At 58.6% G+C, this 26780-nt stretch carries 23 protein-coding genes; 9 read left to right on the plus strand and 14 right to left on the minus strand.

Going from position 1 to position 26780, the window contains the following annotated elements; all coding sequences use genetic code 11:
* Positions 1-127: 127 nt before the first annotated feature.
* From rng to mreB, 5 genes are all read right to left on the minus strand, one after another.
* Positions 128-1585, minus strand: coding sequence for a ribonuclease G (rng, locus tag MME58_RS21255; RefSeq protein WP_055006275.1), 1458 nt, complete (start codon positions 1583-1585; stop codon positions 128-130).
* Positions 1582-2184 (minus strand): Maf family protein, encoded by a 603-nt coding sequence (locus tag MME58_RS21260; protein ID WP_055006276.1) that lies wholly within the window; start codon positions 2182-2184, stop codon positions 1582-1584. Before MME58_RS21260 ends, rng begins: the two co-directional genes overlap by 4 nt.
* A gap of 57 nt (positions 2185-2241) precedes the next feature.
* Positions 2242-2733, minus strand: coding sequence for a rod shape-determining protein MreD (gene mreD, locus MME58_RS21265; RefSeq protein ID WP_003364106.1), 492 nt, complete (start codon positions 2731-2733; stop codon positions 2242-2244).
* Positions 2726-3841 carry a rod shape-determining protein MreC gene (gene mreC / locus MME58_RS21270; protein WP_082427493.1) on the minus strand — a complete coding sequence of 372 codons (1116 nt, stop codon included), beginning with the start codon at positions 3839-3841 and terminating at the stop codon, positions 2726-2728. The genes mreD and mreC overlap by 8 nt, the downstream gene beginning before the upstream one ends.
* 183 nt (positions 3842-4024) lie before the next feature.
* The gene (gene mreB / locus MME58_RS21275) at positions 4025-5062 is read right to left on the minus strand and encodes a rod shape-determining protein MreB (RefSeq protein ID WP_002555108.1); all 1038 of its coding nucleotides are present in this window, start codon (positions 5060-5062) and stop codon (positions 4025-4027) included.
* Positions 5063-5267: 205 nt separating this feature from the next.
* Here mreB and gatC point away from each other — a divergent pair, with 205 nt between their 5' ends.
* From gatC to MME58_RS21305, 6 genes are all read left to right on the plus strand, one after another.
* Positions 5268-5555 carry an Asp-tRNA(Asn)/Glu-tRNA(Gln) amidotransferase subunit GatC gene (gatC, locus tag MME58_RS21280; protein WP_002555109.1) on the plus strand — a complete coding sequence of 96 codons (288 nt, stop codon included), beginning with the start codon at positions 5268-5270 and terminating at the stop codon, positions 5553-5555.
* 14 nt (positions 5556-5569) lie between these two features.
* Positions 5570-7021 (plus strand): Asp-tRNA(Asn)/Glu-tRNA(Gln) amidotransferase subunit GatA, encoded by a 1452-nt coding sequence (gene gatA, locus MME58_RS21285; RefSeq protein ID WP_054987370.1) that lies wholly within the window; start codon positions 5570-5572, stop codon positions 7019-7021.
* A gap of 10 nt (positions 7022-7031) precedes the next feature.
* A complete protein-coding gene (gene gatB, locus MME58_RS21290; RefSeq protein WP_055006278.1) occupies positions 7032-8477 on the plus strand; it encodes an Asp-tRNA(Asn)/Glu-tRNA(Gln) amidotransferase subunit GatB in 1446 nt (481 codons plus the stop codon).
* A 174-nt stretch (positions 8478-8651) separates the two neighbouring features.
* Positions 8652-9020 carry a septal ring lytic transglycosylase RlpA family protein gene (locus MME58_RS21295; RefSeq protein ID WP_054987368.1) on the plus strand — a complete coding sequence of 123 codons (369 nt, stop codon included), beginning with the start codon at positions 8652-8654 and terminating at the stop codon, positions 9018-9020.
* Between the two features lie 76 nt (positions 9021-9096).
* A complete protein-coding gene (locus MME58_RS21300) occupies positions 9097-10128 on the plus strand; it encodes a calcium/sodium antiporter (protein WP_055006279.1) in 1032 nt (343 codons plus the stop codon).
* A gap of 32 nt (positions 10129-10160) precedes the next feature.
* Positions 10161-10544, plus strand: coding sequence for a carboxymuconolactone decarboxylase family protein (locus tag MME58_RS21305; protein ID WP_054987366.1), 384 nt, complete (start codon positions 10161-10163; stop codon positions 10542-10544).
* Here the strand turns inward: MME58_RS21305 and MME58_RS21310 are convergent.
* Together MME58_RS21310 and MME58_RS21315 are read right to left on the minus strand one after the other, a co-directional pair.
* Positions 10541-11482 carry an AEC family transporter gene (locus tag MME58_RS21310; protein ID WP_055006280.1) on the minus strand — a complete coding sequence of 314 codons (942 nt, stop codon included), beginning with the start codon at positions 11480-11482 and terminating at the stop codon, positions 10541-10543. The genes MME58_RS21305 and MME58_RS21310 overlap by 4 nt on opposite strands.
* Before the next feature lie 106 nt (positions 11483-11588).
* Positions 11589-13163 (minus strand): alkaline phosphatase D family protein, encoded by a 1575-nt coding sequence (locus MME58_RS21315; protein ID WP_055006281.1) that lies wholly within the window; start codon positions 13161-13163, stop codon positions 11589-11591.
* Between the two features lie 156 nt (positions 13164-13319).
* On the opposite strand from MME58_RS21315, the gene MME58_RS21320 reads away from it, so the two are divergent.
* The 3 genes from MME58_RS21320 to MME58_RS21330 all read left to right on the plus strand — a co-directional run bounded on the left by MME58_RS21320 (position 13320) and on the right by MME58_RS21330 (position 17754).
* On the plus strand, positions 13320-14336 hold the full coding sequence (locus MME58_RS21320) for a class I SAM-dependent rRNA methyltransferase (protein ID WP_055006282.1): 1017 nt from the start codon (positions 13320-13322) through the stop codon (positions 14334-14336).
* Between the two features lie 110 nt (positions 14337-14446).
* Positions 14447-17419, plus strand: a complete 2973-nt coding sequence (locus tag MME58_RS21325; protein ID WP_055006283.1) for a DUF748 domain-containing protein — start codon at positions 14447-14449, stop codon at positions 17417-17419.
* Positions 17416-17754 (plus strand): DUF2845 domain-containing protein, encoded by a 339-nt coding sequence (locus MME58_RS21330; protein ID WP_055006284.1) that lies wholly within the window; start codon positions 17416-17418, stop codon positions 17752-17754. The genes MME58_RS21325 and MME58_RS21330 overlap by 4 nt, the downstream gene beginning before the upstream one ends.
* 140 nt (positions 17755-17894) lie before the next feature.
* Here the strand turns inward: MME58_RS21330 and MME58_RS21335 are convergent, their stop codons facing one another.
* The 7 genes from MME58_RS21335 to nusA all read right to left on the minus strand — a co-directional run bounded on the left by MME58_RS21335 (position 17895) and on the right by nusA (position 26780).
* Positions 17895-18248: a BON domain-containing protein gene (locus MME58_RS21335; protein WP_002555119.1), complete on the minus strand. Its 354-nt coding sequence runs from the start codon at positions 18246-18248 to the stop codon at positions 17895-17897.
* 287 nt (positions 18249-18535) lie between these two features.
* The gene (gene pnp / locus MME58_RS21340) at positions 18536-20641 is read right to left on the minus strand and encodes a polyribonucleotide nucleotidyltransferase (RefSeq protein WP_055006285.1); all 2106 of its coding nucleotides are present in this window, start codon (positions 20639-20641) and stop codon (positions 18536-18538) included.
* 175 nt (positions 20642-20816) lie between these two features.
* Positions 20817-21086 (minus strand): 30S ribosomal protein S15, encoded by a 270-nt coding sequence (rpsO, locus tag MME58_RS21345; RefSeq protein ID WP_002555121.1) that lies wholly within the window; start codon positions 21084-21086, stop codon positions 20817-20819.
* A gap of 159 nt (positions 21087-21245) precedes the next feature.
* Complete coding sequence (gene truB / locus MME58_RS21350) at positions 21246-22163, minus strand: tRNA pseudouridine(55) synthase TruB (protein ID WP_004656648.1); 918 nt, start codon at positions 22161-22163, stop codon at positions 21246-21248.
* 3 nt (positions 22164-22166) lie between these two features.
* Positions 22167-22583, minus strand: coding sequence for a 30S ribosome-binding factor RbfA (gene rbfA / locus MME58_RS21355; RefSeq protein WP_054987359.1), 417 nt, complete (start codon positions 22581-22583; stop codon positions 22167-22169).
* 159 nt (positions 22584-22742) lie between these two features.
* The gene (gene infB / locus MME58_RS21360; RefSeq protein ID WP_055006609.1) at positions 22743-25271 is read right to left on the minus strand and encodes a translation initiation factor IF-2; all 2529 of its coding nucleotides are present in this window, start codon (positions 25269-25271) and stop codon (positions 22743-22745) included.
* A gap of 27 nt (positions 25272-25298) precedes the next feature.
* On the minus strand, positions 25299-26780 hold the full coding sequence (gene nusA / locus MME58_RS21365; protein WP_054987357.1) for a transcription termination factor NusA: 1482 nt from the start codon (positions 26778-26780) through the stop codon (positions 25299-25301).

A 26780-nucleotide genomic window follows, 5' to 3' on the forward strand; every position in this document is an offset into this window, starting at 1 on the left:
GGTTCAGGTGTGCAGGTGCGTTCAGGTCCAGGTTTTGCTCGTTTCCCACGCATCATTCTCGATAAAACGGCATACCTGCCAGAAACCCGAAGGGCACTTGTCATCATATTTCAAACGATCAGCACCCTCAGAGCAGCACCACGTCGTATTGTTCCTGCGAGTACATGGTTTCTACCTGAAAACGGATGGTCCGGCCAATGAAGGCCTCCAGTTCGGCCACATTGCCCGACTCCTCGTCGAGCAGGCGATCCACCACACGCTGATTGGCCAGAACACGATAGCCCACCGCCTGATAAGCCCTGGCTTCACGCAGGATTTCCCGGAAGATTTCGTAGCAGATGGTCTCGGGGGTCTTCAGCTTGCCCCGCCCTGCGCAGCAGTGACAAGGCTCGCACAGCACCTGTTCGAGGCTTTCGCGGGTACGCTTGCGGGTCATCTGCACCAGACCCAGCTCGGTGATGCCGATGATGTTGGTCTTGGCGTGATCGCGCTCAAGCTGTTTCTCCAGCGTGCGCAGCACCTGACGCTGGTGTTCACCGTCTTCCATATCGATGAAATCGATGATGATGATGCCACCCAGATTGCGCAGACGCAGTTGCCGGGCAATGGCTGTCGCCGCTTCCAGGTTGGTCTTGAAGATGGTTTCTTCAAGGTTGCGATGCCCGACAAACGCGCCGGTATTGACGTCGATGGTGCTCATCGCCTCGGCCGGATCGACCACCAGATAACCACCGGACTTGAGCGGCACCTTGCGCTCGAGGGCCTTCTGGATTTCATCCTCGACCCCGTAGAGGTCGAAAATAGGCCGCTCGCCTGGATAATGCTCGAGCCTGTCCGCTATTTCAGGCATCAGTTCAGCCACAAACTGGGTGGTCTTCTGGAACGTTTCCCGCGAGTCGATGCGGATTTTTTCGATGCGCGGGCTGACCAGATCGCGCAGGGTACGCAGGGCCAGCCCCAGGTCTTCGTAAATCACGGAGGGCGGGCTGACGGTCTTGATCTGCTCGCCGATCTGATCCCAGAGCCTGCGCAGATAGCGGATGTCCATGAGGATTTCGTCGGCACCGGCACCTTCGGCTGCGGTGCGCAGAATGAAGCCTCCGGCCTCTTTGATACCTTCCAGGGCGACACAATCGCTGACCACTTTTTTCAGTCGTTCACGCTCGGCCTCGTCCTCGATTTTCAGGGAAATGCCCACATGCGCAGTGCGCGGCATATACACCAGATACCGTGACGGAATGGAGAGCTGGGTAGTCAGTCGCGCGCCCTTGCTGCCGATCGGGTCTTTGGTGACTTGCACCACGAGGCTCTGGCCGTCATGCACCAACGACGCAATGCTCTCGACCGCAGGCCCTTCACGCATGGAAATTTCCGATGCATGAATGAATGCCGCACGATCCAGACCGATGTCGATGAACGCCGCCTGCATGCCGGGCAGCACCCGCACAACCTTGCCTTTATAGATATTGCCAACGATCCCGCGACGCTGGGTACGCTCGACATGCACCTCTTGCAGAACACCGTTTTCTACCACTGCCACCCGCGATTCCATCGGGGTGATGTTGATCAGTATCTCTTCACTCATGACTTGTCACCTTCCAGGCATTGCCAGCAGGGTATGCCGAAATGGCCAAGCAGTTCTGCGGTTTCACACAGAGGCAGACCAACCACCCCAGAATAGCTGCCTTGCAGGCCTTCGACGAAAATCGCCGCCAGCCCCTGAATGGCATAGCCCCCGGCCTTGTCGACAGGCTCGCCACTGGCCCAATAGGTCTGAGCCTCACGGTCCTGAATCGGGCGAAATCGCACGCGACTGGTCACAGTACGGATTTCGCTGCGTTGCCGATCACTCAGCGCAACGGCCGTTATCACCTCATGCTCGCGACCCGACAGGGCCATCAGCATGGCCAGGGCGTCCGCTTCATCAGCCGGCTTGCCAAGAATGCGCCCGTCAAGGACCACTGCAGTGTCAGCACCCATTACGCAGGCTTGTTGTTCGGCCGGCAGCACAGATAACCCGGCCTGAGCCTTGCCCAGCGCAAGGCGCTCGACATAGGCAGTCGGGGTTTCATGGTCGAAGGGAGTTTCGTCGATCTGAGCGCTCAGTACGGTAAAGGGCACACCGATCTGAATCAGAAGTTCGCGGCGGCGCGGCGAGCCAGAAGCCAGATAAAGCAAGGGCATAAGGACATCTCCGTGTCTGTGCGGATGAGCGCGGCGGGCGTCGCGCTCACCTTGCGCTTAATTGATTTTCAAACGTTTGCGCAATCCACGCAGGCCATAACTGATCCAGGGCCACAACAGGGCACTGACCAGCGCGGGTAGAACCAGCGCCAGCGTGGGCTGACGGTTACCGGTCAATGCACTCAGCCAGAGCTGTGCGAGCTGCGCAAGACCAAATACGACCAGCAGCACCAGGCACTGTTGCCACATGGGGAACATGCGCAGACGCTGCTGCAGGGACATCACCAGAAATGTAATCAGACTGAGGATCAGCGCATTCTGGCCAAGCAACGTGCCATACAACACATCCTCCATCAGCCCCAGTATCCACGCCGTGGTCATGCCGTACTTGTGCGGCAGCGCCAGAACCCAGAAGGTCAGCAGCAGGGCCAGCCACAGAGGCCGGAAGATCTCCATGAATTGCGGCAGCGGCGAAACGCTCAGCAACAGACCGATCGCAAACGTCAGCCAGACCACCCAGCCATTGCGCCCGGAAACATGACTAACCATCGATAGGCTCCCGAGCGGTGGAGGGTCTTGAAGCAGGCGGCTGCGTCGCAGCAGGCCGGGTGGCAGGCCGTGCAAGAGTCGCAGGTGTTGCAGCGGGCGCCGGAGTTGTCGGTTGCGCAGCAGGTTTGTGCGTTGCCGTGCTGCCCGGGAATACCGGAACAGCCACTTGCGGCCACATGGGGAAGGCCGGCGTGGGCGGCGGCAAAGTCGCCATCACCGAGGGCTCGATGCCCTTGTCGATGGATTCCTGCGCTTGCGCCGCATCGGCAGCACGCTCTTCCGGCGAGCGGCCGTCGGAGAACACCAGCAACAGATAGCGACTGCGATTCAAGGCAGCAGTTGGTACGGCACGAACGATCGCGAACGGCTGGCCGGAGTCGTGAATCACTTCCTTGACCGTGGCCACTGGATAACCGGCGGGAAAGCGCTGACCCAAGCCGGAACTGACCAGCAGATCGCCTTCCTTGATGTCGGCGGTATCCGCTACATGTCTCAGTTCCAGACGCTCCGGATTACCGGTGCCGCTGGCGATGGCACGCAGACCGTTGCGGTTCACCTGAACCGGAATGCTGTGGGTCGTGTCGGTCAGCAGCAGCACCCGCGAGGTGTAGGGCATCAGCTCGACAACCTGGCCCATCAGGCCGCGCGCATCGAGCACGGGCTGGCCGAGCACAACGCCGTCGCGCTCGCCCTTGTTGATGATGATCCGATGGGTGAAGGGGTTAGGGTCCATGCCGATCAGCTCGGCGACCTCGACCTTTTCATTGACCAGCGCCGAAGAGTTGAGCAACTCACGCAGACGAACATTCTGCTCGGTCAGGGCCGCCAGCTTTTGCAGACGGCCCTGCAGGAGCAGCGCTTCGGTCTTGAGTTTTTCGTTTTCGGCGATCAGTTCCGTACGGCTGCCGAACTGACTGGCAACGCCTTGATACAAACGTTGCGGCAGATCAACGATCCAGTAGGACTGCATGAGCACCATCGACATCTGGCTGCGCACGGGCTTGAGGATCGTAAAGCGGGCGTCGACAACCATCAACGCAACCGACAGCACGGCCAGCACCAGCAGACGTACGCCCAGCGAAGGGCCTTTTGCGAAAAGCGGTTTAATGGGCCGCTCCTCCGGGGCATGCGATCGTAGGATCGAACTTCGATTGGCAATTATTCATGCGGTATGTAACCGGCCTGGACAAATGAAAGAGATAGGCACCCTGTTTCGGCGTCAGCCTGATGCATACAGGTAGCACATACGCCACCTGCATACAAAAGGCTCCGTGAAAGGCACCCCGGCGAATTACTCGCTGGAGAGCAGATCCATGGTGTGCTTATCCATCATTTCCAGCGCCCGGCCACCGCCACGCGCCACACAGGTCAGCGGGTCTTCGGCGACGATGACCGGCAGACCTGTTTCCTGAGCCAGCAATTTGTCCAGATCGCGCAGCAATGCACCGCCACCGGTCAGGACCAGACCACGCTCGGCGATATCCGAGGCCAGCTCCGGAGGCGACTGCTCGAGCGCGCTCTTGACTGCCTGAACGATGGTTGCCAGCGACTCCTGAAGTGCTTCAAGCACCTCATTGGAGTTCAGGGTGAATGCGCGCGGAACGCCTTCGGCCAGGTTACGGCCACGGACGTCGACTTCGCGCACTTCACCGCCCGGATAGGCAGTACCGATTTCCTGCTTGATGCGCTCGGCAGTGGATTCGCCGATCAGGCTGCCGTAATTGCGACGCACATAAGTGATGATCGCTTCGTCGAAACGGTCGCCGCCCACACGCACGGATTCGGCATACACCACACCGTTCAAGGAGATCAGCGCGATTTCGGTGGTACCGCCGCCGATGTCGACAACCATCGAACCGCGAGCTTCTTCCACCGGCAGACCGGCACCGATTGCAGCGGCCATTGGTTCTTCGATCAGGAATACTTCGCGTGCGCCTGCACCCAGGGCCGATTCGCGAATGGCGCGACGCTCAACCTGGGTTGATTTGCACGGAACGCAGATCAGCACACGGGGGCTGGGCTGCAGAAAGCTGTTTTCGTGGACCTTGTTGATGAAGTATTGCAACATTTTTTCGCAGACGCTGAAGTCGGCGATAACGCCGTCTTTCATTGGACGAATGGCTGCGATGTTGCCTGGAGTACGGCCCAGCATGCGCTTGGCTTCGGTACCGACGGCCACGACACTCTTCTGGTTGCCGTGAGTACGAATGGCAACAACAGAGGGTTCATTCAGAACGATACCGCGCTCACGCACGTAGATAAGGGTGTTGGCAGTGCCCAGGTCGATGGATAGATCACTGGAAAACATGCCACGCAGTTTCTTGAACATGGGAAAGGGACCCTAGGGAACGCGTGGTAAAAAAAGTGCGGCAAACTCTAACAACGACAGGGATTTTGGGCAAGGAGCCAATATGCTAAATTGGCGGTTTTCCGAACACCACCCTCGACGTTAGCGGCTTGAGACAGTAATAACGCGATAGTGTTCCGCAATTGGCCACAAAGCAAATCCATAAGCATTCCACTGGAGATACCCCATGGCGCTTGAACGCTCCGACGTGGAAAAGATCGCTCATCTGGCCCGACTGGGCCTCAATGACGCCGATATCCCGCGTACCACCGAAGCACTTAACAGCATTCTCGGACTGGTCGATCAGATGCAAGCGGTCGACACCACTGGCATCGAGCCTCTGGCTCACCCGCTGGAAGCCACCCAGCGCCTGCGCGAAGACGCCGTCACCGAGCGAAATCGTCGTGACACTTACCAAGCCATCGCACCAGCGGTCCAAGACGGCCTCTATCTGGTTCCGAAAGTCATCGAGTAAGGGAAAGCGCCTGCATGCATCAAATGACTCTGGCCGAGATCGCTCGCGGACTCGCCGAAAAAAAGTTTTCTTCTGAAGAGCTGACCCGCGTTCTGCTGTCGCGCATCGCGACGCTCGACCCACAGCTCAACAGCTTCATCAGCCTCACTGAAGACCTGGCCATCACCCAGGCCCAGGCGGCAGATGCTCGCCGTGCCGCCGGTGAAAACGGCCCGCTGCTCGGCGCGCCGCTGGCGCATAAAGACCTGTTCTGCACCCAGGGTATCCGCACCAGTTGCGGCTCGCTGATGCTCGACAATTTCAAGGCTCCCTACGACGCCACTGTGGTTTCCCGCCTGGCCCGCGCAGGCACTGTGACACTGGGCAAGACCAATATGGACGAATTCGCCATGGGTTCGGCCAACGAGTCCAGCCATTATGGTGCGGTAAAAAATCCGTGGAACCTGGAATGCGTTCCTGGCGGCTCCTCCGGTGGTTCGGCAGCCGCGGTTGCTGCCCGCCTGCTGCCAGCCGCGACCGGTACTGATACCGGTGGCTCGATTCGTCAGCCCGCAGCCCTGACCAACCTCACCGGCCTCAAGCCTACCTACGGACGCGTCTCGCGCTGGGGCATGATCGCCTACGCGTCCAGCCTCGATCAGGCGGGGCCGATGGCACGCACCGCCGAAGACTGCGCACTGCTGCTGCAAGGCATGGCCGGTTTCGACCCGCAGGATTCCACCAGCATCGACGAGCCGGTTCCAGACTACTCCGCCGGCCTCAATACCTCGCTCAAGGGCCTGCGTATCGGTGTGCCGAAAGAATACTTCAGCGCAGGTCTCGACCCGCGTATCGCACAGCTGGTACACGAAAGCGTCAAGGAGCTGGAAAAGCTCGGCGCAGTCGTCAAGGAAATCAGTTTGCCGAACCTGCAACACGCCATTCCGGCTTACTACGTCATCGCTCCGGCCGAGGCCTCGTCCAACCTGTCGCGCTTCGACGGCGTGCGTTTCGGCTACCGCTGCGAAGACCCGAAGGACCTGACCGACCTGTACAAGCGCTCACGCGCCGAAGGCTTTGGTCCGGAAGTCCAGCGACGCATCATGGTAGGTGCCTACGCGCTGTCGGCAGGCTACTACGACGCCTATTACCTGCAGGCACAGAAAATTCGTCGCCTGATCAAAAACGATTTCATGAACGCGTTCGCCGATGTCGACGTGATTCTCGGCCCGACCACGCCCAACCCGGCCTGGAAAATCGGCGCCAAGACCAACGATCCGATTGCCGAATACCTGGAAGACTTCTACACCATCACCGCCAACCTCGCGGGCCTGCCTGGGCTCTCCATGCCTGCGGGCTTTGTCGACGGCCTGCCGGTCGGCGTGCAATTGCTGGCCCCGTATTTCCAGGAAGGCCGCCTCTTGAATGTGGCGCATCAGTATCAGCAAGTCACCGACTGGCACACTCGCGCACCTGAAGGCTTCTGAGGAGAAACACATGCAATGGGAAGTCGTCATCGGGCTGGAGATTCATACCCAGCTTTCGACCCAATCAAAGATTTTTTCCGGTAGCGCCACAACGTTCGGCTCCGAGCCCAATACCCAGGCCAGCCTCGTCGATCTGGGTATGCCGGGCGTATTGCCGGTACTGAACAAGGAAGCCGTACGCATGGCCGTGAAGTTCGGCCTGGCAGTGGATGCCGAAATCGGCCAGCACAACGTGTTTGCCCGCAAGAATTACTTCTACCCTGATTTGCCCAAGGGGTATCAGATCAGTCAGATGGAGCTGCCGATTGTCGGCAAGGGCCACCTGGACATCACGCTGGACGACGGCACGGTCAAGCGCATCGGCATCACGCGTGCGCACCTTGAAGAAGACGCGGGCAAAAGCCTGCACGAAGATTTTCAGGGCATGACCGGCATTGACCTGAACCGGGCCGGCACACCGCTGCTGGAGATCGTTTCCGAACCGGACATGCGCAGTGCCAAGGAGGCCGTGGCCTACGTCAAGGCCATCCACGCGATCGTCCGCTATCTGGGCATCTGTGACGGCAACATGGCCGAAGGCTCGCTGCGCTGCGACTGCAACGTCTCGATTCGTCCAAAAGGTCAGGTCGAGTTCGGCACCCGTTGCGAGATCAAGAACGTCAACTCGTTCCGTTTCATCGAGAAGGCAATCAATAGCGAGATCCAGCGTCAGATCGACCTGATCGAAGACGGCGGCAAGGTCATCCAGCAAACCCGTCTGTATGACCCGAACACCAACGAAACCCGCGCCATGCGCAGCAAGGAGGAAGCTAACGACTACCGTTACTTCCCCGACCCCGACCTGTTGCCGGTCATCATCGAGGATTCGTTTCTAGAAGAAACCCGCGCCACGTTGCCGGAGCTGCCGCCGCAGAAACGCGAGCGCTTCCAGAGCCAGTTCGGCCTGTCGACCTACGACGCCGGCGTACTGGCCTCCAGCCGCGAGCAGGCGGACTACTTCGAGCAAGTGGCCAGCATCAGTGGTGACGCCAAGCTGGCAGCCAACTGGGTCATGGTCGAGCTGGGCAGCCTGCTGAACAAACAGGGCCTGGAAATCGAACAGTCGCCGGTCAGTGCCGAGCAGTTGGGTGGCATGCTCAAGCGCATCACCGACAACACCATTTCCGGCAAGATCGCGAAAATGGTTTTCGAGGCGATGGCCAACGGCGAAGGCAGTGCCGATGAAGTCATCGAAAAGCGCGGCTTGAAGCAGGTGACCGACAGTGGTGCCATCGAGTCGATGCTCGACGAGATGCTGGCTGCCAACGCGGAACAGGTCGAACAGTATCGCGCAGCCGACGAGGCCAAACGCGGCAAGATGTTCGGCTTCTTCGTCGGCCAGGCGATGAAAGCTTCCAAAGGCAAAGCCAACCCGCAGCAGGTCAACGAACTGCTGAAGGCCAGGCTGGAGGGCTGATCGCTCAAATACCTGTGTCCCCGCGCTCTGCGTGGGGATGCCTTTCCGCACGCTCTGCATCCGGTGTCGAGTACGCTGTGCGACACCGGGTTGCTACGTCACGAAATGCATGCCAACGCGAGCATTGGCACAAGAGTCAACTACCACTCCCCCGGCACTCAGGAACCAGCCCCCATGCGCCGCCTTATTTTTGCCTGCAGCCTGCTGACGTTACTGGCTGGCTGCGCCAATCACATCATCGACCCTCACGGTTATGACGAGACCGGCACGGCCGCTTATTACGGAGCCCAACATCACGGCAACCGCACTGCCAGCGGCGAAGCTTTCAATCAGAATGCCCTGACTGCCGCGCATCGGCAGTTGCCATTCGGCACGCGCGTCAAAGTCACGAATCTGGACAACGACAGGTCAGTGGTCGTACGCATCAATGATCGCGGCCCACACACACGTGGTCGTTTGATCGACGTCTCTCGCGAAGCAGCCGAACAACTGGGTATGCTACGCAGCGGCACCGCGCCAGTACGCGTTCAGGCACTCGACTGACCTCAACCCCGATTACCCCACCAAGGACACTCATATTCTCCAGCTATCGGCCCTGCCCGCCCCCGCGCTCATTCAAATGCTCAGTGGCTTGTTACTGCTGCTGATCGGGGCAGAGCTGTCGGTTCGCGCAGCTGTGTACCTGGCCGCGATTTTCAAGGTCAGGCCACTGATCATCGGGCTTACCGTCGTGGCAATGGGCACCAGCGCGCCACAGATGGCGGTCAGTTTGCAAGCAGCCTTTGCCGATAACACCGACATCGCCGTAGGCAGTGTCATCGGCGGCAATATCTTCAATGTGCTGGTGATCCTCGGTCTGTGCGCGCTGATCATTCCGCTGCGCGTTGCCCGTCAGGTGTTGCACGTCGATATCCCGCTGATGATCGGTGCCTGTCTACTGGCCATCGGCCTGTCGTGGAATGGAGAATTCAGCAAATTTGACGGCGTACTGCTGCTCGCAGGACTGCTGGCCTGCCTGTTTTTCATCATCCGCCAGGGCGGCCACACGCCGCGTCATGGTTATGCCGAAACCACCGAGAAACCGCGCACGTTCACACGCGTCCTGATGCTGGCCGCAGGCTTGCTGCTGTTGACTGCCGGCGGGCACTTGCTGGTCGATGCCTCGGTGGTGATTGCCATCCACCTGGGACTGTCCGAGCGCATCGTCGGACTCACGGTAATCGCCATCGGCACTTCGCTGCCCGCACTGATGACCTCATTGATCGCAGCGTTTCGCGGTGAACGCGATATTGCCGTGGGTAACGTGATCGGCAGCAATCTTTTCAATCTGCTGGGCGTGTTGGGAGTGACCGCACTGGTCGCTCCGGTGCCGCTGACGATCTCACCGAACGCGATGGTGTTCGATCTGCCGATCATGCTCGGTGTATCGCTGCTTTGCGTGCCGCTGTTCTATTCGGGTTACCGGATAGACCGCATGGAAGGCCTGTTTCTGCTGTCGTTGTACCTGACTTACGGGTTGCATATTCTGTCGATCAGCACCGGCATGGCACTGGCCGAGAGGCTTGAAACAAAAATGCTTACCCTGGTTCTGCCTGTGCTGGGCGTTGTCGTGGCCTGGGGCACGATCCGCGCATGGCGACGCCAGCACTGACCTCAACCCTCATCGATACAAGGGGAAATGCCATGACAGACAAGACGATCAGCGACGGCGAACAGATCCGTCGTCAGGTGATGGGCGATGTCTACGTTGACCGTGCACTGGGTAACGCCACCGAGTTCAGCCAGCCGCTGCAGGACTTTGTCAACGAGCACGCCTGGGGCAGCGTCTGGAGTCGCGACGGCCTGCCATTGAAAACGCGCAGCCTGATCACCCTGGCCACGCTCACCGCACTTAAATGCCCGCAAGAACTCAAGGGCCACGTTCGTGGTGCGCTGAACAATGGCTGCACGGTTGAAGAAATCCGTGAGGCGCTGCTGCATTGCGCGGTTTATGCCGGTGTACCAGCAGCCATCGACGCATTTCGTGCGGCCCAGGAAGTCATCGACAGCTACGTGAAAGCGGACTAGATCCAGCCGCCCCATTGCAGAATGAAGATTCCCACGTTGGTGGTGACGGCTGCGGCCAGCGTGGTGATGACGATGATCGCGGCGGCCAGTTCGTAGTTGCCGTTGGCGGTACGCGCCATGATGTAGCTGGCAGCGGCCGTCGGGCTGGCGAAGTACAGAAACAGAATCCCCAGTTCCGCGCCGCGAAAACCCAACAGCCAGGCTGCCAGCGTGCAAAGCAACGGCAGTGTGATCATCTTCATGACACTGGCACTGATCGCCAGATTGCCGCTTTTGCGCAGCGAAGCCAGCGACAGCGTACCGCCAATGCAGATCAGTGCCAGCGGCAGGGTCATTTGTGCCAGATAACTGCCGGACGTCTCCAGCCACTTGGGCAGGCCTATGCTGAAGTAAGCGAAAGGCGAGGCGATGATCACGCTGATGATCAGCGGGTTGGCCAGCACACTTTTGAAAACACTCCAGGGATCGGATTTGATCACCGGGCTGTAAACCGCCAGCACAATCGTGGACAACGTGTTGTAGAAGACGATGACCAGAGCCGCGAGAATCGCGCCCAGCGAAATGCCGTAAGGGCCGTACATGCTGGCTGCCAGCGCCAGTCCGATTACCCCGTTGTTGCCACGGAACGCGCCCTGAACGTAGACGCCGCGCTCTTCCTGCGGGCAACGCCAGATCGCCCAGCCCCAGGCGAATGCGAAACTCAGCAGCGTCGCGGCACTGAAGAAGATCAGCAGCCGGGGTTGCAGGGCCGCACGCAAATCGGCGTGAATGATGCCCAGAAACAGCAGCGCAGGCATGGTGACGTTGAACACGAGACCGGAGGCCGCAACGATGAACCCGTCGTTGATCGCACCGATCCGCTTGAGCAATACGCCCAGAAACAGCATGGCAAACACCGGGGCGGTGATGTTCAGGGTTTCGAGAAAGATAGCCAGCATGCCACGCATCCGGTCCCGTCGTTAGGTAGCCCATGATAGGCCACACATGACAAGCATGTTGCAAGGAATTTCCGAAAACCTTACTTGGCCCCGCCCCCATCGTCCGTCAGACGATTCGGCTGACCTCCTCTGTCGGCTGCAATTTGCGCTCGAACACTGAAACACCATCGAGATCGCGCAGGGCGACGGACATCTCGCCGGTCTGACCGTCAATGTTCACTTCGCCAAAGAACTGATAACCCGCAAAAGGCGACGTGTTCTGCGCAGGAGGCGCCTTCTGGAAGACCAGCTCAGGGCCGAACGTCTTGTCCAGCACATTGGGCCCGAAGCTGCCCGCATTCAAGGGTCCGGCCACGAACTCCCAGAATGGGTCGAAGTCCTGAAACACGGCTCGATCCGGCTGGTAATGATGCGCAGCGCAGTAGTGCACATCGGCAGTCAGCCAGACGCAGTCGCGAATCTTCTGCGCGTGCAAGTAAGCCAGCAATTCGGCAATCTCCAGCTCCCGCCCGAGCGCCGGGCCGTCATTGCCATTGGCGATGGCTTCCCAGCGCGCCACACCGGGGCTTACCTCTCCATCCGGCACACCAAGGCCGATGGGCATGTCAGCGGCAATGACTTTCCATTGTGCGCGGGACGCATCGAGTTCGCGCTTGAGCCAGTCAAGTTGCTCGCGGCCCAGAAATGCCGTGGTCGGGCCGGGCTTGTCAGCGAGGTTGGCATCATTCCCGTCGCGGTAACTGCGCATATCGAGGACAAACACGTCGAGCATCGGACCGTACGGCACCTTGCGATAAATACGTCCGCCATTGTCCGCCTCCTGCAAGCGCAGCGGCGCGTATTCCAGATAAGCCTGGCGGGCACGCGAGGACAGCAACTGGATGTCCTTGATCTTGTATCGCTCGTCAAGCTGCTTGCTGGGTGACCAGTTGTTGGTGACCTCGTGGTCATCCCATTGCCAGATCTGCGGCACCTCGGCATTGAAACGGCGCAGATTTTCGTCCATCAGGTTATAGCGGTAGTTGCCACGGTACTCGTCGAGAGTCTCCGCTACCTTGCTTTTCGCTTCAGTCGTCAGGTTGCGCCAGATCCGCCCACCTTCCGTGGCGATCTGCTCAGGCACCGGACCGTCAGCGTAAATGGTGTCACCGCTGTGGATAAAAAAGTCAGGCAAACGCAAGCGCATCGCCTCATAGATACGCATGCCACCGATATCGGGGTTGATGCCGAAGCCTTGCCCCACCGTGTCGCCGCTCCAGACGAAGCGGATATCACGACGCTGCTGCGGTGAGCTGCGCAGATGGCCGAACCACGGCTCACTGGCGACACCGGTCTGGGCATCCTCGAATGAGACGCGGTAGAAAATCGCCTGATCGACCGGCAGTCCGCTCAACTCCACCCGCGCGGTGAAGTCAGTGCGCTGATCGGCAAGCGCCGACACCACGCGCCGCGGCTGGGTAAACATGCTGCGTGTGTCCCATTCGACCACCATGCGTGAAGGCCGGTCGCTGCGACTCCAGACCATCGCCTTGTCACCGAGCAGATCCCCGGACTGCACACCATCGACCATTTTCGGGCGATCCTGCACCGAAGCAATTACCGCGGGGGCAAGCCCCGGCAACAGCAAACCGGCCCCCACGGCCTGGATGACACGGCGACGCTTGAGATCGAACTGGCTCACGGTTATCCCCTCGCTGACAGGCAAAAAGGCACCCTAGCAGGGGATTATTGGCGCTGTATGACAACACGAGCCAGAATGGCGCGCCTGACACCAAAAACCTTCAGCGCCCGCTAGCTGTTAAACTCCCGCGCCTTATTCCAGCCCGAGGCGCTCAGCATGTCTTCCTTGAATCAGGCGCTCAGCGTCGCCCTCGATAACCGCCAATCGCTGCTTGGCGAACTGCATCGGCAGGGCACAGACTGCTATCGACTGTTTCACGGCAGCCAGGAAGGTGCCAGCGGGCTGACCATCGACCGCTACGGCCCGCAATTGCTGGTGCAAAGCTTTCACACCCGACTGGATCGCGACGCATTGCTGGCGTTGCACAAGCAGATCGAAACGCGACTGGGCCTGGACATGTTGCTGGTCTATAACGATCGCTCGCAAGGCAACTCGCGCGTGGACCGCCAGGACACCGTTTACAAGGCGGAGGACGCGGCGCTGGCCGACCATGTCGGGCACGAATGGGGGCTCAACTACCGGGTCCGTGGCCGACATGCAGGCCAGGACCCGCTGTTGTTTATGGATCTGCGCAACACGCGTGGCTGGGTCAAGCAGCACAGCGCCGGCAAAAGCGTGTTGAACCTGTTCGCGTACACCTGCGGCGTCGGTCTCAGCGCTGCGGCCGGTGGCGCGAGCGAAGTGTGCAATCTGGATTTCGCCGAGGGCAATCTGGCCGTGGGTCGGGAAAATGGCGCGCTCAACCCGCAACTGCCGCCTATGCAATTCATCCAGTCGGATTATTTTCCGGCGATACGCCAACTGGCCGGGCTGCCTGTTGCGGCGCGACGCACTCAACAATTACCCAACTATGTGAAGCTGCAACAGCGTCAATATGATCTGGTCCTGCTTGATCCGCCTGCCTGGGCCAAAAGCGCGTTCGGTACCGTTGACCTGCTGCGCGATTATCAAAGCCTGCTCAAGCCCGCCCTGTTGACTACGGCAGAAGGCGGTGTACTGATCTGCTGCAACAATCTGGCAAAAGTCAGTATGCAGGACTGGCGTGAACAGGTACTGCGCTGCGCCACCAAGGCAGGGCGTCCGGTGCGCGACTGCGAGGAGATGCGTCCCGCCGAAGACTTCCCTTCTCTGGATAATCAGCCGCCCCTGAAAACGTTGATCCTGCAACTCTGACGCGGAGCGTAATACCAGAAAGTTCCTACAAGCCGCGACGGCAGTGCCTTGGGAACCGAACAGGCATGCCATACTCCAAGGGCTTCCAAAAGAGAGAGACGCCGCTGCCCATGTCCAGAGGATTGAAACGCACACTTGGCTCCCTGCTGACTGTGATCGTGCTCTACAGCTTGCTGGGGTTCTTCATTCTTCCCGGCGTCGCTCTGCGTATCGCGAATCAGCAACTGGCCAACTACGCCACGGTGCCGGCGAAGCTCGAACGTCTGGAATTCAACCCCTACACGCTGGAACTGACCCTCTGGGGCCTGAACATCGGTACGCCGGGCAAGGAACAGGTCGCGTTTGAAAAGCTCTACGCCAATCTGCAAATCAATAGTCTGTGGACGCGGGCCCTGCATCTGCAACGCGTCGAGCTGATCAAACCGCGCACCGAGCTGCTGTTCGACAAACAGGGCAAACTCAATCTGGCACAGCTGTTCAAGCTGCCCGCCAGCGAACCGGTAAAGAACGAACCGCCCGGCAAGCCGTTCCCACTGCGTATCGACGAAATCAAACTGGCAGATGGCTACGTTCATTTCCAGGACCTGCGCCCCAGCCAGCCCATCGAGTTTCTCTACGACACACTCAATTTCGAACTCAAGAACCTCAGCACTCTTCCCGAAGACAATGCCGACATGACGCTGGTTGCGGCGGGGCCGGATGGCGGGCAGATCGACTGGGTCGGCCGTATCAGTCTGATACCCATCACCTCTGAGGGAACGCTGAAAGTTACCGACAGCAAGATGAAGCTGTGGTGGCCTTACGTGCGTGATGCCTTGCCGCTGGCACTTGAAGACGGCGTGCTGAATTTCAGCACCGCTTACACACTGAATCTGGCCAAGGAAACCGAGCTCAAGCTGACCAATGTTTCGGCCAGCGTCGCGCCCTTCGCACTGAACACGCCAGACGGTCGGCCTTTGCTACGCCTGCAACGCCTGGACGTGAGCGAAACATCGGTCGATCTGGCAAAGCAGTTGGTCAACGTAGGCAAGATCCGCAGCCAGAAGCTGGAAACCTGGGCAGCACGCGAAGCCGACGGGCAACTGGATTGGCAGAAACTGTTCGCCGGCCAGCCAGCCAGGCCAGCAGCACCGCAAACACCGGCCGTGGATGAAAAGGCTGCCGAAGCACCCGCCGCTACCGAGAACGCTGCCAAAGCCAACGCGCAACCTGTTGCTCAGAACAAGCCTTGGCAGGTGTTGCTGCGCGATGTGCAACTGCGCAATTACATGGTCCATCTGGCAGATCGCGTACCTCAAGAGCCCGTTGCACTGGATGTTGGCCCGTTGAATCTGGACATCCAGAATTTCGACAGCCTGAACAAGGCACCCTTTACGCTCAAGCTCGATACCGGACTGGGCAAGCAGGGCAACCTGGCCGCGGCAGGCAATGTGAACCTCAACCCGGTCAGCGCACAACTCAACGTAACCTCGCGCGATATCGACCTGCGCATCGCCCAGGCTTATATAAGCCCGTTCATTCGTCTGGAGCTGCGCAGCGGCATGCTCGGTAGCGATCTGGCGGTCAACCTGAAAAGCACTGAACCACTGGCGTTCAGCGTCACCGGCAAAGCTCAGGTCAATCAGCTTCACACGCTCGACACGCTCAAACAGCGCGACTTCCTGAAGTGGCAGCAACTGCAACTCGAAGGGCTGGACTACCAGCACGGCACCGGTCTTTCGATTGCCAAGGTCGACATGGATCAGCCCTATGCGCGCTTCATGATCAACGAAGACCGCACGACCAACGTCGATGACCTGCTGATCCCTCAGGCCGATGACAAGACTGCCTCGCAGCCAAAGCCAGCCAGAACACAACCCAAGGCCAAGGCAGAGAACCCTCTGGCGATCCACGTCGGCGAAGTAAATATCAAGGATGGTTCGGCAAACTTTGCCGACATGACCCTGACCCCCAACTTTGCCACCGCCGTGCAACAGCTCAACGGCCGCATCGGCACTATAGATAACCGCAAGCCTACACCGGCCCCCGTGGACATGGAGGGCAAGGTGGATCGCTATGCGCCCGTGACGATCAAAGGCAGTCTCAATCCGTTCGACCCGATGGCCAGCCTCGATATCACCACCAGCTTCAAGCGCGTCGAGCTGACCAATCTGACGCCCTACTCCGGCAAGTTCGCCGGTTTCAGGATCCGTAAGGGCAGGCTCAACCTCGATTTGCACTACCTGATTACCAAAGGTCAGCTCAAGGCTCAGAACAAGGTGCTGGTAGAGCAACTGCAACTGGGTGAACGGGTCGATAGCCCCGATGCCCTGGACTTGCCTATTCGTCTGGCTGTCGCGCTGCTCAAGGATACGCAGGGCCGAATTTCTCTGGAGCTGCCCATCGAGGGCGACCTGAACAATCCGCAGTTCAGCGTGATGCCGATTGTCTGGCAGACCCTGCGCAATCTTGTGCTGCGTGCTGCGCAGGCTCCGTTCAAGATGCTCGGCGGGCTGGTCGCCGGTGGAAGCTCAGAGGACCTCGGCAGCGTGAGTTTCGCGCCAGGCTCCAGTGATTTGTCGGCAGAGGCGCAAAGTGCCCTGGACAAGCTTTCGGTCGCACTCAAGGAGCGCCCGGACCTGAAGCTGGAGATCGAAGGCACCAGCGCTGCCAGCAGTGATGGTCCGTTGATCGCACAGCAGAGGCTGGAGCGGGAATACCAGTACACGTATTACAAGATTCTTCAGAGACGCGGTGACAAGGTTCCCCCCAGGGCGGGCCTGATCCAGGTCCCGGAAGACGAAAAAGCGCCCATGCTTGAAGGTATTTATCGGACACGCCTTAAACAGCAGCCGCCTGCTGAATGGGCCGGTCTGAGCAAGGAACAACGTGCCGGACAGATGCGTGCCGCCGTACTCAGGTTCTGGAGCAGCAATGAGGTATTGCTGCGTGAACTGGGCCAGGGCAGAGCCAGCAGCATCAAGGACTACCTGGTAGACAAGGGCAAGCTGGAAGACGCCCGCGTGTACTTCGTCGACGCCCGGCTAGGTCAGGCCCAACCGGATGGTAAAGTCATCAGCCCCCTCCACCTCGACAGTGAATGAAGCCCTTGGCACGCACCCGAATCAAACTGCTGATCAACCTGACCCTTGCCGCCGTGGCCGGGTCAGTGGCTGCCTCGGCATATGCCACATCAACACTGCGTTGCGGCAACCAGCTGATAAGCACCGGCGACCGCGCGTTCGAAGTCCAGCAGAAGTGCGGAGAGCCGGTGAGTCAGGAATTGCTCGGTACTCAGGAAACCTTCAATAGTAATTATCGGAGGTCCGAAGCTGTGAGGATCGAGGAGTGGATATACGGTCCTGATAACGGCATGTATCAGTACTTGCGCTTCGAAGGCGGTCGTCTGGTCAGGATTGAAAGCAAGCGCCGCAACTGACCTTTCCGCCCCAACCTGTTATTCCCCGCCATAGAAAAGGCCCCGACTCTTCAGCCGGGGCCTTTAATGGCTACATCCTTGTAGCCTCGCATGAACCTTCCATCAATCAATGACTGCGGCTGTTCATGAGCAGTATTCGATTACTCGGCTTTCAGGCCAGCAGCCGATACGTCTTTAACACCTTTGATTTTCTTGGTAATAGCGACGGCAGTGTTTTTCTGAGCTTCAGTCACTTTTACCATGGAGGACAGGGAAACCACGCCTTTGTTGGTCTCAACCTTGATGTCCGAACCAGGAATACCTTTTTCAGTCAGCAGGTCAGCTTTGACTTTGGTAGTGATCCAGGTGTCAGAGGTGTCTTCTTTGACTTCTTGAGTGGTGGTGTTAGCTGCCAGAACCATTGGCGCCTGGGCCGAGGTCTGTGCGAAAGCAGCATTGGCCATGGTCAGAGTCAGGGCAGTAGCGGTAGCAGCGGCAATAGCGAACTTCTTCATACGATAACTCCTGTTTTTCTCGAAATCTGCACCAGCATGTGGTGGCAGGGTTAACAGGTATATCGCAAGCGCTGTGCCAATAACAGAAAATCTGAAAAACCTTTAAAATCAATTAGTTATATTTTATTGATTTCCACGGAATCGTGCAGATTGCCCGTTCGTCATCACGACAGCTTGCAAGATGCATGTTTATACCGAGCAGTTTGCATGCTCAGGTTTGTAACCCTTTAATTGCGCTATAAAAAAAGGACTCCGAAGAGTCCTTTTTCAAGTGTTGCTCAAGTCAATCAGACACCCGACGCTTTCGCTGCCGCTACGTCTTTGATCGACAGCTTGATACGGCCGCGATTGTCCACGTCCAGTACCAGCACTTCGACTTCCTGACCTTCCTTGAGGATATCGGTCACTTTCTCTACACGAGCATCGCTCAGCATCGAGATGTGAACCAGACCGTCCTTGCCAGGCAGGATGTTGACGAATGCGCCGAAATCGACGATGCGCTCAACCTTGCCGACGTAGATCTTGCCGATCTCGGCTTCTGCGGTAATGCCCAGAACGCGCTGACGTGCTGCCTCAGCCGCTTCCTTGGATTCGCCGAATATCTTGATCGAGCCGTCGTCTTCGATGTCGATCGAAGCCTTGGTCTCTTCGCAGATAGCACGGATGGTCGCGCCACCCTTGCCGATCACGTCACGGATCTTGTCGGTGTCGATTTTCATCGCGATCATGGTCGGAGCGTTGGCCGACAGTTCGTTACGCGACTGACCGATGATCTGGTTCATCTGACCGAGGATGTTCAGGCGAGCTTCCAGGGCTTGGCCCAGAGCGATCTCCATGATTTCTTCGGTGATGCCTTTGATCTTGATGTCCATCTGCAGCGCGGTAACACCTTTGGAGGTACCGGCTACCTTGAAGTCCATATCGCCTAGATGGTCTTCGTCACCCAGGATGTCGGTCAGAATGGCGAACTTCTCACCTTCCTTGACCAGACCCATGGCGATACCGGCAACCGGTGCTTTCATCGGCACACCGGCGTCCATCAGAGCCAGGGAAGCACCGCAGACCGAGGCCATGGAGCTGGAGCCGTTGGACTCGGTGATTTCCGATACAACACGGATGGTGTAAGGGAACACGTCAGCGCCTGGCAGCATGGCCTGGACACTGCGACGGGCCAGACGACCGTGACCGATTTCACGACGACCTGCGCCGCCCATGCGACCACACTCGCCCACCGAGAACGGAGGGAAGTTGTAGTGCAGCATGAAGGGGTCTTTTTTCTCGCCTTCAAGGGTGTCGAGCAGCTGTGCGTCACGTGCAGTACCCAGCGTGGCAACAACCAGCGCCTGAGTTTCGCCACGGGTGAACAGTGCCGAACCGTGAGTCTTTGGCAGAACGCCGACTTCGATGTTCAGAGGGCGAACGGTGCGCGTGTCACGGCCATCGATACGCGGCTTGCCGTTTACAATGTTTTCGCGAACGGTGCGGTATTCGATTTCGCCGAACGCAGCCTTGACTTCGCTGGCGGACGGGCTGCCTTCTTCGACAGCGAGCTTGGCAACGACCTGATCTTTCAGTTCGCCCAGACGCGCGTAGCGGTCGGCTTTGACAGTGATGGTGTAAGCCTGGGAGATCGCGTCGCCAAACTCGGCACGGATAGCGCCCAGCAACGCGGTCGCTTCAGGCTTGGGCTGCCATGCCCAGGTAGGCTTGGCAGCCTCGGCGGCGAGTTCCTTGATGGCGTTGATCACCACCTGGAATTCGTCATGGGCGAACAGCACAGCGCCCAGCATCTGGTCTTCGGTCAGCTCTTTGGCCTCCGATTCAACCATCAGAACGGCTTCGGAAGTACCGGCTACGACCATGTCCAGGCTCGACGCCTGCAGTTGCTCGTAAGTCGGGTTCAACAGGTAGCCGGTGCTTTCGTGGAAAGCGACACGGGCAGCACCGACCGGACCGTCAAACGGAATACCGGAGATAGCCAGAGCAGCCGAAGTACCGATCATCGCAGCGATGTCCGGATCGATTTTCTTGCTGGTGGAGACGACGGTGCAGACGACCTGCACTTCGTTCATGAAGCCTTCTGGAAACAACGGGCGGATCGGACGGTCGATCAGGCGCGAGGTCAGGGTTTCTTTCTCGGAAGGACGGCCTTCACGCTTGAAGAAACCACCAGGAATCTTGCCGGCAGCGTAGGTTTTTTCCTGGTAGTGCACGGACAGAGGGAAGAAGCCTTTGCCAGCGTCAGCCTGTTTGGCGCCGACCACAGTCACGAGTACGCTGACGTCGTCGTCAACGGTGACCAATACTGCGCCAGAGGCTTGACGGGCGATACGGCCTGTCTCGAGGGTTACGGTCGATTGACCGAACTGAAACTTTTTGATTACCGGGTTCACGGTTTCCTACCTTTCTTTGTGGCTCTTGGGGAACTGGTTTCTTGCGAATTCTTGGGCAGCGTGGGGAATCGGCCCCTTCCACAGCCCAGATAAAACTTGAGGCTGGGAGCCTGCCAGAACCACCGGGCAAACCCGACGGATCGTGACAGACAACCAACCTCTAGCAACGTCGTTATTAGCGACGCAGACCCAGACGACCGATCAGGGCGCTGTAACGGCTAACGTCCTTACCTTTCAGGTAATCCAGCAGCTTGCGGCGCTGGTTTACCATACGGATCAGACCACGACGCGAGTGGTGGTCCTTACCGTTGGCCTTGAAGTGGCCTTGCAGTTTGTTGATGTTGGCGGTCAGCAGTGCAACTTGCACTTCTGGCGAACCAGTATCACCAACAGCTTGCTGGTAGTCGGTTACGATCTGAGCTTTTTCTTCAACGCTGAGTGCCATGTGGGCAATCCTTTTGTTCAAGGAAGCGTTTCCGGAGAAACGTTTCCAACAGGCCGAGGACAGATCCCCGTATTAAAAAAGGAGGTATGACCGTGCCTGTTGACAGCCATCCTCGTTCCACCCCGCTCGCAGGCTAGCCTGCGGACGGACTGGTTCCGGTCACTCTGACCGAATCAATCGACGCGGCGCAATACGCCCGTCTTCGCCGACTTCACCGATACCGATGAAGCGGCCTTCGTGATCCTGCACGCGAACCATACCGAATTTCGGTGCGTCCGGCGCGCGTACTGGCTGCCCGTGCAACCAGTAAAACGAACTGTGCTCCGAAAACTTCAGCAGCGGCCAGTCCAGCAGACCGCTGTCCGATGGCATCAGGAAGCGGTCAACCGCTTCATTGCCGCCGTCGGCGTGTACTTGCTCCAGCTCCTCCAGCGTAACCGTCTGAGCCAGCGTGAAAGGCCCCGCCTGGGTACGGCGCAGCTCTGCGACGTAAGCACCACAACCGAGCTTTTCACCAATATCCTCGACCAGCGTACGGATATAGGTGCCTTTGCTGCAATCGACGGACAGACGTGCCGTGTCGCCTTCGCAAGCAAGTAATTCCAGGCGCGCAATAGTAACAGAACGGGGCTCGCGCTCCACTACTTCCCCTGCACGTGCCAGCTTGTAAAGTGGCTGGCCGTCACGCTTGAGGGCTGAGTACATGGGAGGTATCTGGCTGATTTGCCCGCGAAAATGCGGCAGAACCGCTTCGATATCGTCGCGACCAACGGTCACCGGACGCGTGAGCAAAACCTCGCCTTCAGAATCGGCGGTGGTAGTGGTTTTACCCAGTTGTGCCAAAGTCTCGTAGGACTTGTCCGAATCGAGCAAGTATTGAGAGAACTTGGTCGCTTCACCAAAGCACAATGGCAAAACACCCGTTGCCAGGGGATCGAGGCTGCCGGTATGCCCGGCCTTCTCGGCGTTGAGCAGCCATCGAACCTTTTGCAGAGCGGCGTTGGAAGTGAAGCCCAGTGGCTTGTCGAGCAGGATGATCCCGCTGACATTGCGGCGTATACGCTTGACCTGAGCCACCCTTTATTCCTCGTTGCTTTCAGGCTTTGCATCTGACGATGCCGAGCCTTCCTGATGCTGGCCGTCCTGCGCCACGGCACGCTCGATCAGTGCCGAGAGATGTGCACCACGCACGACGCTTTCGTCGTAGTGGAAATGCAGTTGAGGCACACTGCGCAGCTTCATTTCGCGTGCCAACTGCATGCGCAGGAAGCCTGCGGCAGAGTTGAGCACCTTGATGGTCTGTGCGATCTCTTCCGCGCTGTCCTGCCCCATGACGGTCATGAAAATCTTCGCATGACCCACGTCACGGCTGACGTCTACGGCGGTGATAGTGACCAGACCCACACGTGGGTCCTTGATTTCGCGACGGATCAGTTGCGCCAGCTCACGCTGCATCTGATCGCCGATACGTTGGGTACGGCTGTATTCTTTTGCCATGCTTGTTACCTGTTACTGATCCGGGAGCAAACCCTGACAGTCTGAAAGCGGCAAACGCCCGGCCTGACAATTGCCAGACCGGGCGTTGCGTTTAGAGGCCTCGGGGGAAGCAGAGCATTTGCATGCAAGGCTCCCACCATGGCTCCTGAGGCTCGCGATTTAGAGGCTGCGAGCCACTTGGACCTTCTCGAAGACTTCGATCTTGTCACCGACCTTGACGTCGTTGTAGCTCTTGACGCCGATACCGCATTCCATGCCTGCACGAACTTCGGCAGCGTCGTCTTTGAAGCGGCGCAGGGATTCCAGCTCGCCTTCAAAGATAACGATGTCTTCGCGCAGAACACGAATTGGACGGTTACGGTAAACCGTGCCTTCCAGAACCATACACCCTGCGATCGCGCCAAACTTCGGCGAACGGAACACATCGCGGACTTCGGCAATACCCAGGATGTTCTCCCGGACGTCGCTGCCAAGCATACCGGTAAGGGCTTTCTTGACGTCTTCGATGATGTCGTAGATCACGTTGTAGTAACGCATGTCCAGACCTTCCTGCTCGACAATCTTGCGCGCGCCAGCATCGGCACGCACGTTGAAGCCAAACAGTACAGCGTTGGAGGCCAGTGCCAGGTTGGCGTCGCTCTCGGTGATACCACCGACACCGCCACCGACTACACGCACTTGCACTTCGTCGTTACCCAGGCCGCCGAGGGCGCCCTGCAGTGCTTCCAGAGAACCGCGGACGTCGGATTTGAGGACGATGTTGAGCGTCTTCTTCTCTTCCTGACCCATGTTCTCGAAGATGTTTTCCAGCTTGCCGGCATGAGCGCGAGCCAGTTTGACCTCGCGGAACTTGCCTTGGCGAAACAGGGCAACTTCACGGGCTTTCTTCTCGTCAGCCAGTACCGACATCTCGTCGCCAGCATCCGGAGTACCGTCAAGACCCAGGATTTCGACCGGGATCGAAGGACCTGCTTCTTTGACTGGCTTGCCGTTCTCGTCGAGCATGGCGCGAATGCGACCGAAGTTCGAACCGACCAGAACCATGTCGCCCTGACGCAATGTACCGTCCTGAACCAGAACAGTAGCGACCGGACCACGGCCCTTGTCCAGACGGGACTCGACGACGACACCACGACCAGGGGCCGATGGCGTTGCCTTGAGTTCCAGGACTTCGGCTTGCAACAAAACAGCTTCCAGCAGCTCGTCGACGCCGGTACCCATCTTCGCGGAGACCGAAACGAAAGGCGTATCACCGCCCCACTCTTCGGACGTCACACCGTGGACGGACAGTTCGCTGCGAATACGATCGAGGTCGGCACCAGGCTTGTCGATCTTGTTCACCGCAACAACCAGCGGAACGCCAGCAGCCACAGCATGCTGAACAGCTTCGATGGTTTGCGGCATCACGCCATCGTCGGCAGCGACAACCAGAATCACGATATCGGTCGCCTTGGCACCGCGGGCACGCATTGCGGTAAACGCAGCGTGACCAGGGGTGTCGAGGAACGTCACCATGCCGCGTTCGGTTTCAACGTGGTAGGCACCGATGTGCTGGGTGATACCACCCGCTTCACCGGCTGCTACCTTCGCACGGCGGATATAGTCGAGCAGCGAGGTCTTACCGTGGTCGACGTGGCCCATTACGGTCACAACCGGTGCACGGGAGAACGACTCACCTTCGAACTTCAGCGATTCAGCCAGGGAATCTTCCAGGGCGTTGTCGCTGACCAGCGTGACCTTGTGGCCCAGCTCTTCGGCGATCAACTGGGCAGTTTCCTGATCCAGTACCTGGTTGATGGTCACCGGAGTGCCCATCTTGAACATGAACTTGATGACTTCAGCAGCCTTGACCGACATCTGTGCCGACAACTCGCCGACAGTGATGGTCTCGCCGATTGCAACGTCACGGATCACAGGACCGGTAGGGCTCTGGAAACCATGCGCATTGCGCTTCTTCAGCTTGGACTTGCCGCGACCACCGCGACGGAAGCTGTCGCTTTCTTCGTCGGTAGTACGAGGCGCAACGCGAGGGGCCGGAGCCTTCTCTTTGACCGAAGCACGATGCGGAGCATTTTTACGCTCTCCGTCGCCGCCGCGGGCATTGCGGTCGTCAGCACGAGGTTTGTCTGGACGACGCTGTTCATCACGCTTGCGAGCGTCTGCAGACGGCGCAGCGCTGGCAGGTGCCGGAGCAGCAGCTGCTGCCGGCGCTTCACGCACTGGCTCGGCGGCTGCAACAGGTTGCGCAGGTGCAGAAGCTGGCTGGCCGACAGCAGGCTGGTTGCGCGCATCTTCTTCGGCGCGACGCTTGGCTTCTTCTTCAGCCTTTTGACGAGCGGCATTTTCTACCGCACGGCGTTCGTCCATCTCGCGCTTGCGCTCGGCTTCGATCTCTTCCGGGCTACGCTGCACAAAGACTTTCTTCTTGCGCACTTCAACGCTGATGCTTTTGCTGCCAGCAACGCGCAGGGTGCTGGTGGTCTTGCGCTGCAAGGTAATCTTGCGAGGCTCTTCCACCTTGGCCTTGTGACCGCTTTTCAGGTGCGTCAACAAGGCTTGTTTTTCGTTATCGGTCACAACTTGCTCGGCGGCGGTGTGCGGCAGACCTGCCTCACGCATCTGCTGTAACAGGCGCTCTACCGGTGTGTCGACCACTTTGGCCAGTTCTTTCACCGTGACTTGCGTCATGCACTTCTCTCCTCAGGCCGCGCCCAATTACTCGAACCAGTGGGCTCGGGCGGCCATGATCAACTTGCCGGCACGATCATCGTCAATGCCGTCGATGTCGAGCAGGTCATCTATAGACTGCTCGGCCAGGTCTTCGCGGGTAATTACGCCGCGCACCGCCAGTTCCATCGCCAAATCCTTGTCCATACCCTCAAGTGAGAGCAGGTCTTCGGCCGGATGGGCGTCTGCCAGCTTTTCCTCTGTAGCGATGGCTTTAGTCAACAAACGATCCTTGGCACGAGCGCGAAGCTCGTTGACGATGTCTTCGTCAAAGCCGTCGATGTTGAGCATTTCTTCCAACGGTACGTAGGCAATCTCTTCCAGGCTGGTGAAGCCTTCATCAACCAGCACCTGTGCCAACTCTTCATCGACTTCGAGCTCTTCGATGAAATTGCGCAGGATGTCACCGGTTTCAGCTTGCTGCTTGGCCTGGATGTCCGATTCGGTCATTACGTTCAGGGTCCAGCCGGTCAACTGACTGGCCAGACGCACGTTCTGACCGCCACGACCAATAGCCTGGGCCAGGTTGTCCGCGCCCACTGCGATATCCATTGCATGCGCGTCTTCATCTACGATGATTGCCGCTACTTCTGCAGGAGACATTGCATTGATCACGAACTGCGCCGGATTATCGTCCCAAAGAACGATATCCACACGCTCGCCACCCAGCTCGCCGGAAACAGCCTGAACGCGCGAACCGCGCATGCCGATACAGGCACCTTGCGGATCGATTCGTTTATCCTTGGAGCGAACAGCGATTTTCGCACGAGAACCCGGGTCACGGGAGGCAGCCATCACCTCGATCAGACCTTCGGCAATTTCCGGCACTTCAATGCGGAAAAGCTCGATCAGCATCTCTGGCGCAGTACGCGACAGAATCAGCTGAGGGCCACGGTTTTCGGTGCGAATTTCCTTCAGCAGAGCACGGACGCGGACACCAACCCGGAAGGTTTCCCGGGAAATGATGTCTTCACGAGCCAGCAAGGCCTCGGCATTGTTACCCAGGTCAACGATGACATTGTCACGTGTAACCTTTTTAACAGTACCAGAAATGATTTCACCCAGACGCTCGCGATAGGCATCTACCACCTGAGCGCGCTCGGCTTCGCGAACTTTCTGCACAATGACTTGCTTGGCGGTCTGCGCAGCGATACGACCGAATTCGATGGATTCGATTTTCTCTTCGATCAGGTCGCCTGCAACGGCACCCGGCTTCTTGACCTGAGCCTGGTCCACCGCCAATTCGTATGCAGGATCATCCAGATCTTCATCTTCGACAACTGTCCAGCGACGGAAAGTCTCGTAGTTGCCTGTCTGGCGATTGATCTCTACACGCAGTTCTACTTCATCTTCAAAACGTTTCTTGGTGGCGGTGGCAAGAGCCAGCTCCAGCGCTTCAAAAATTACACTTGCCGGAACGCCCTTTTCATTGGACACCGACTCAACAACCAGCAGTACTTCTTTGCTCAT

This window comes from Pseudomonas syringae pv. tagetis, from assembly GCF_022557255.1.
Taxonomy (GTDB): Bacteria; Pseudomonadota; Gammaproteobacteria; order Pseudomonadales; family Pseudomonadaceae; genus Aquipseudomonas; species Aquipseudomonas caricapapayae.

Coding starts and splice junctions, on each gene's coding strand:
- rng (WP_055006275.1), bottom strand. CDS start 1,585: ATGAGTGAAGAGATACTGATCAACATCACCCCGATGGAATCGCGGGTG.
- MME58_RS21260 (WP_055006276.1), bottom strand. CDS start 2,184: ATGCCCTTGCTTTATCTGGCTTCTGGCTCGCCGCGCCGCCGCGAACTT.
- mreD (WP_003364106.1), bottom strand. CDS start 2,733: ATGGTTAGTCATGTTTCCGGGCGCAATGGCTGGGTGGTCTGGCTGACG.
- mreB (WP_002555108.1), bottom strand. CDS start 5,062: ATGTTCAAGAAACTGCGTGGCATGTTTTCCAGTGATCTATCCATCGAC.
- gatC (WP_002555109.1), top strand. CDS start 5,268: ATGGCGCTTGAACGCTCCGACGTGGAAAAGATCGCTCATCTGGCCCGA.
- gatA (WP_054987370.1), top strand. CDS start 5,570: ATGCATCAAATGACTCTGGCCGAGATCGCTCGCGGACTCGCCGAAAAA.
- gatB (WP_055006278.1), top strand. CDS start 7,032: ATGCAATGGGAAGTCGTCATCGGGCTGGAGATTCATACCCAGCTTTCG.
- MME58_RS21295 (WP_054987368.1), top strand. CDS start 8,652: ATGCGCCGCCTTATTTTTGCCTGCAGCCTGCTGACGTTACTGGCTGGC.
- MME58_RS21300 (WP_055006279.1), top strand. CDS start 9,097: ATGCTCAGTGGCTTGTTACTGCTGCTGATCGGGGCAGAGCTGTCGGTT.
- MME58_RS21305 (WP_054987366.1), top strand. CDS start 10,161: ATGACAGACAAGACGATCAGCGACGGCGAACAGATCCGTCGTCAGGTG.
- MME58_RS21310 (WP_055006280.1), bottom strand. CDS start 11,482: ATGCTGGCTATCTTTCTCGAAACCCTGAACATCACCGCCCCGGTGTTT.
- MME58_RS21320 (WP_055006282.1), top strand. CDS start 13,320: ATGTCTTCCTTGAATCAGGCGCTCAGCGTCGCCCTCGATAACCGCCAA.
- MME58_RS21325 (WP_055006283.1), top strand. CDS start 14,447: ATGTCCAGAGGATTGAAACGCACACTTGGCTCCCTGCTGACTGTGATC.
- MME58_RS21330 (WP_055006284.1), top strand. CDS start 17,416: ATGAAGCCCTTGGCACGCACCCGAATCAAACTGCTGATCAACCTGACC.
- MME58_RS21335 (WP_002555119.1), bottom strand. CDS start 18,248: ATGAAGAAGTTCGCTATTGCCGCTGCTACCGCTACTGCCCTGACTCTG.
- rpsO (WP_002555121.1), bottom strand. CDS start 21,086: ATGGCACTCAGCGTTGAAGAAAAAGCTCAGATCGTAACCGACTACCAG.
- rbfA (WP_054987359.1), bottom strand. CDS start 22,583: ATGGCAAAAGAATACAGCCGTACCCAACGTATCGGCGATCAGATGCAG.
- infB (WP_055006609.1), bottom strand. CDS start 25,271: ATGACGCAAGTCACGGTGAAAGAACTGGCCAAAGTGGTCGACACACCG.
- nusA (WP_054987357.1), bottom strand. CDS start 26,780: ATGAGCAAAGAAGTACTGCTGGTTGTTGAGTCGGTGTCCAATGAAAAG.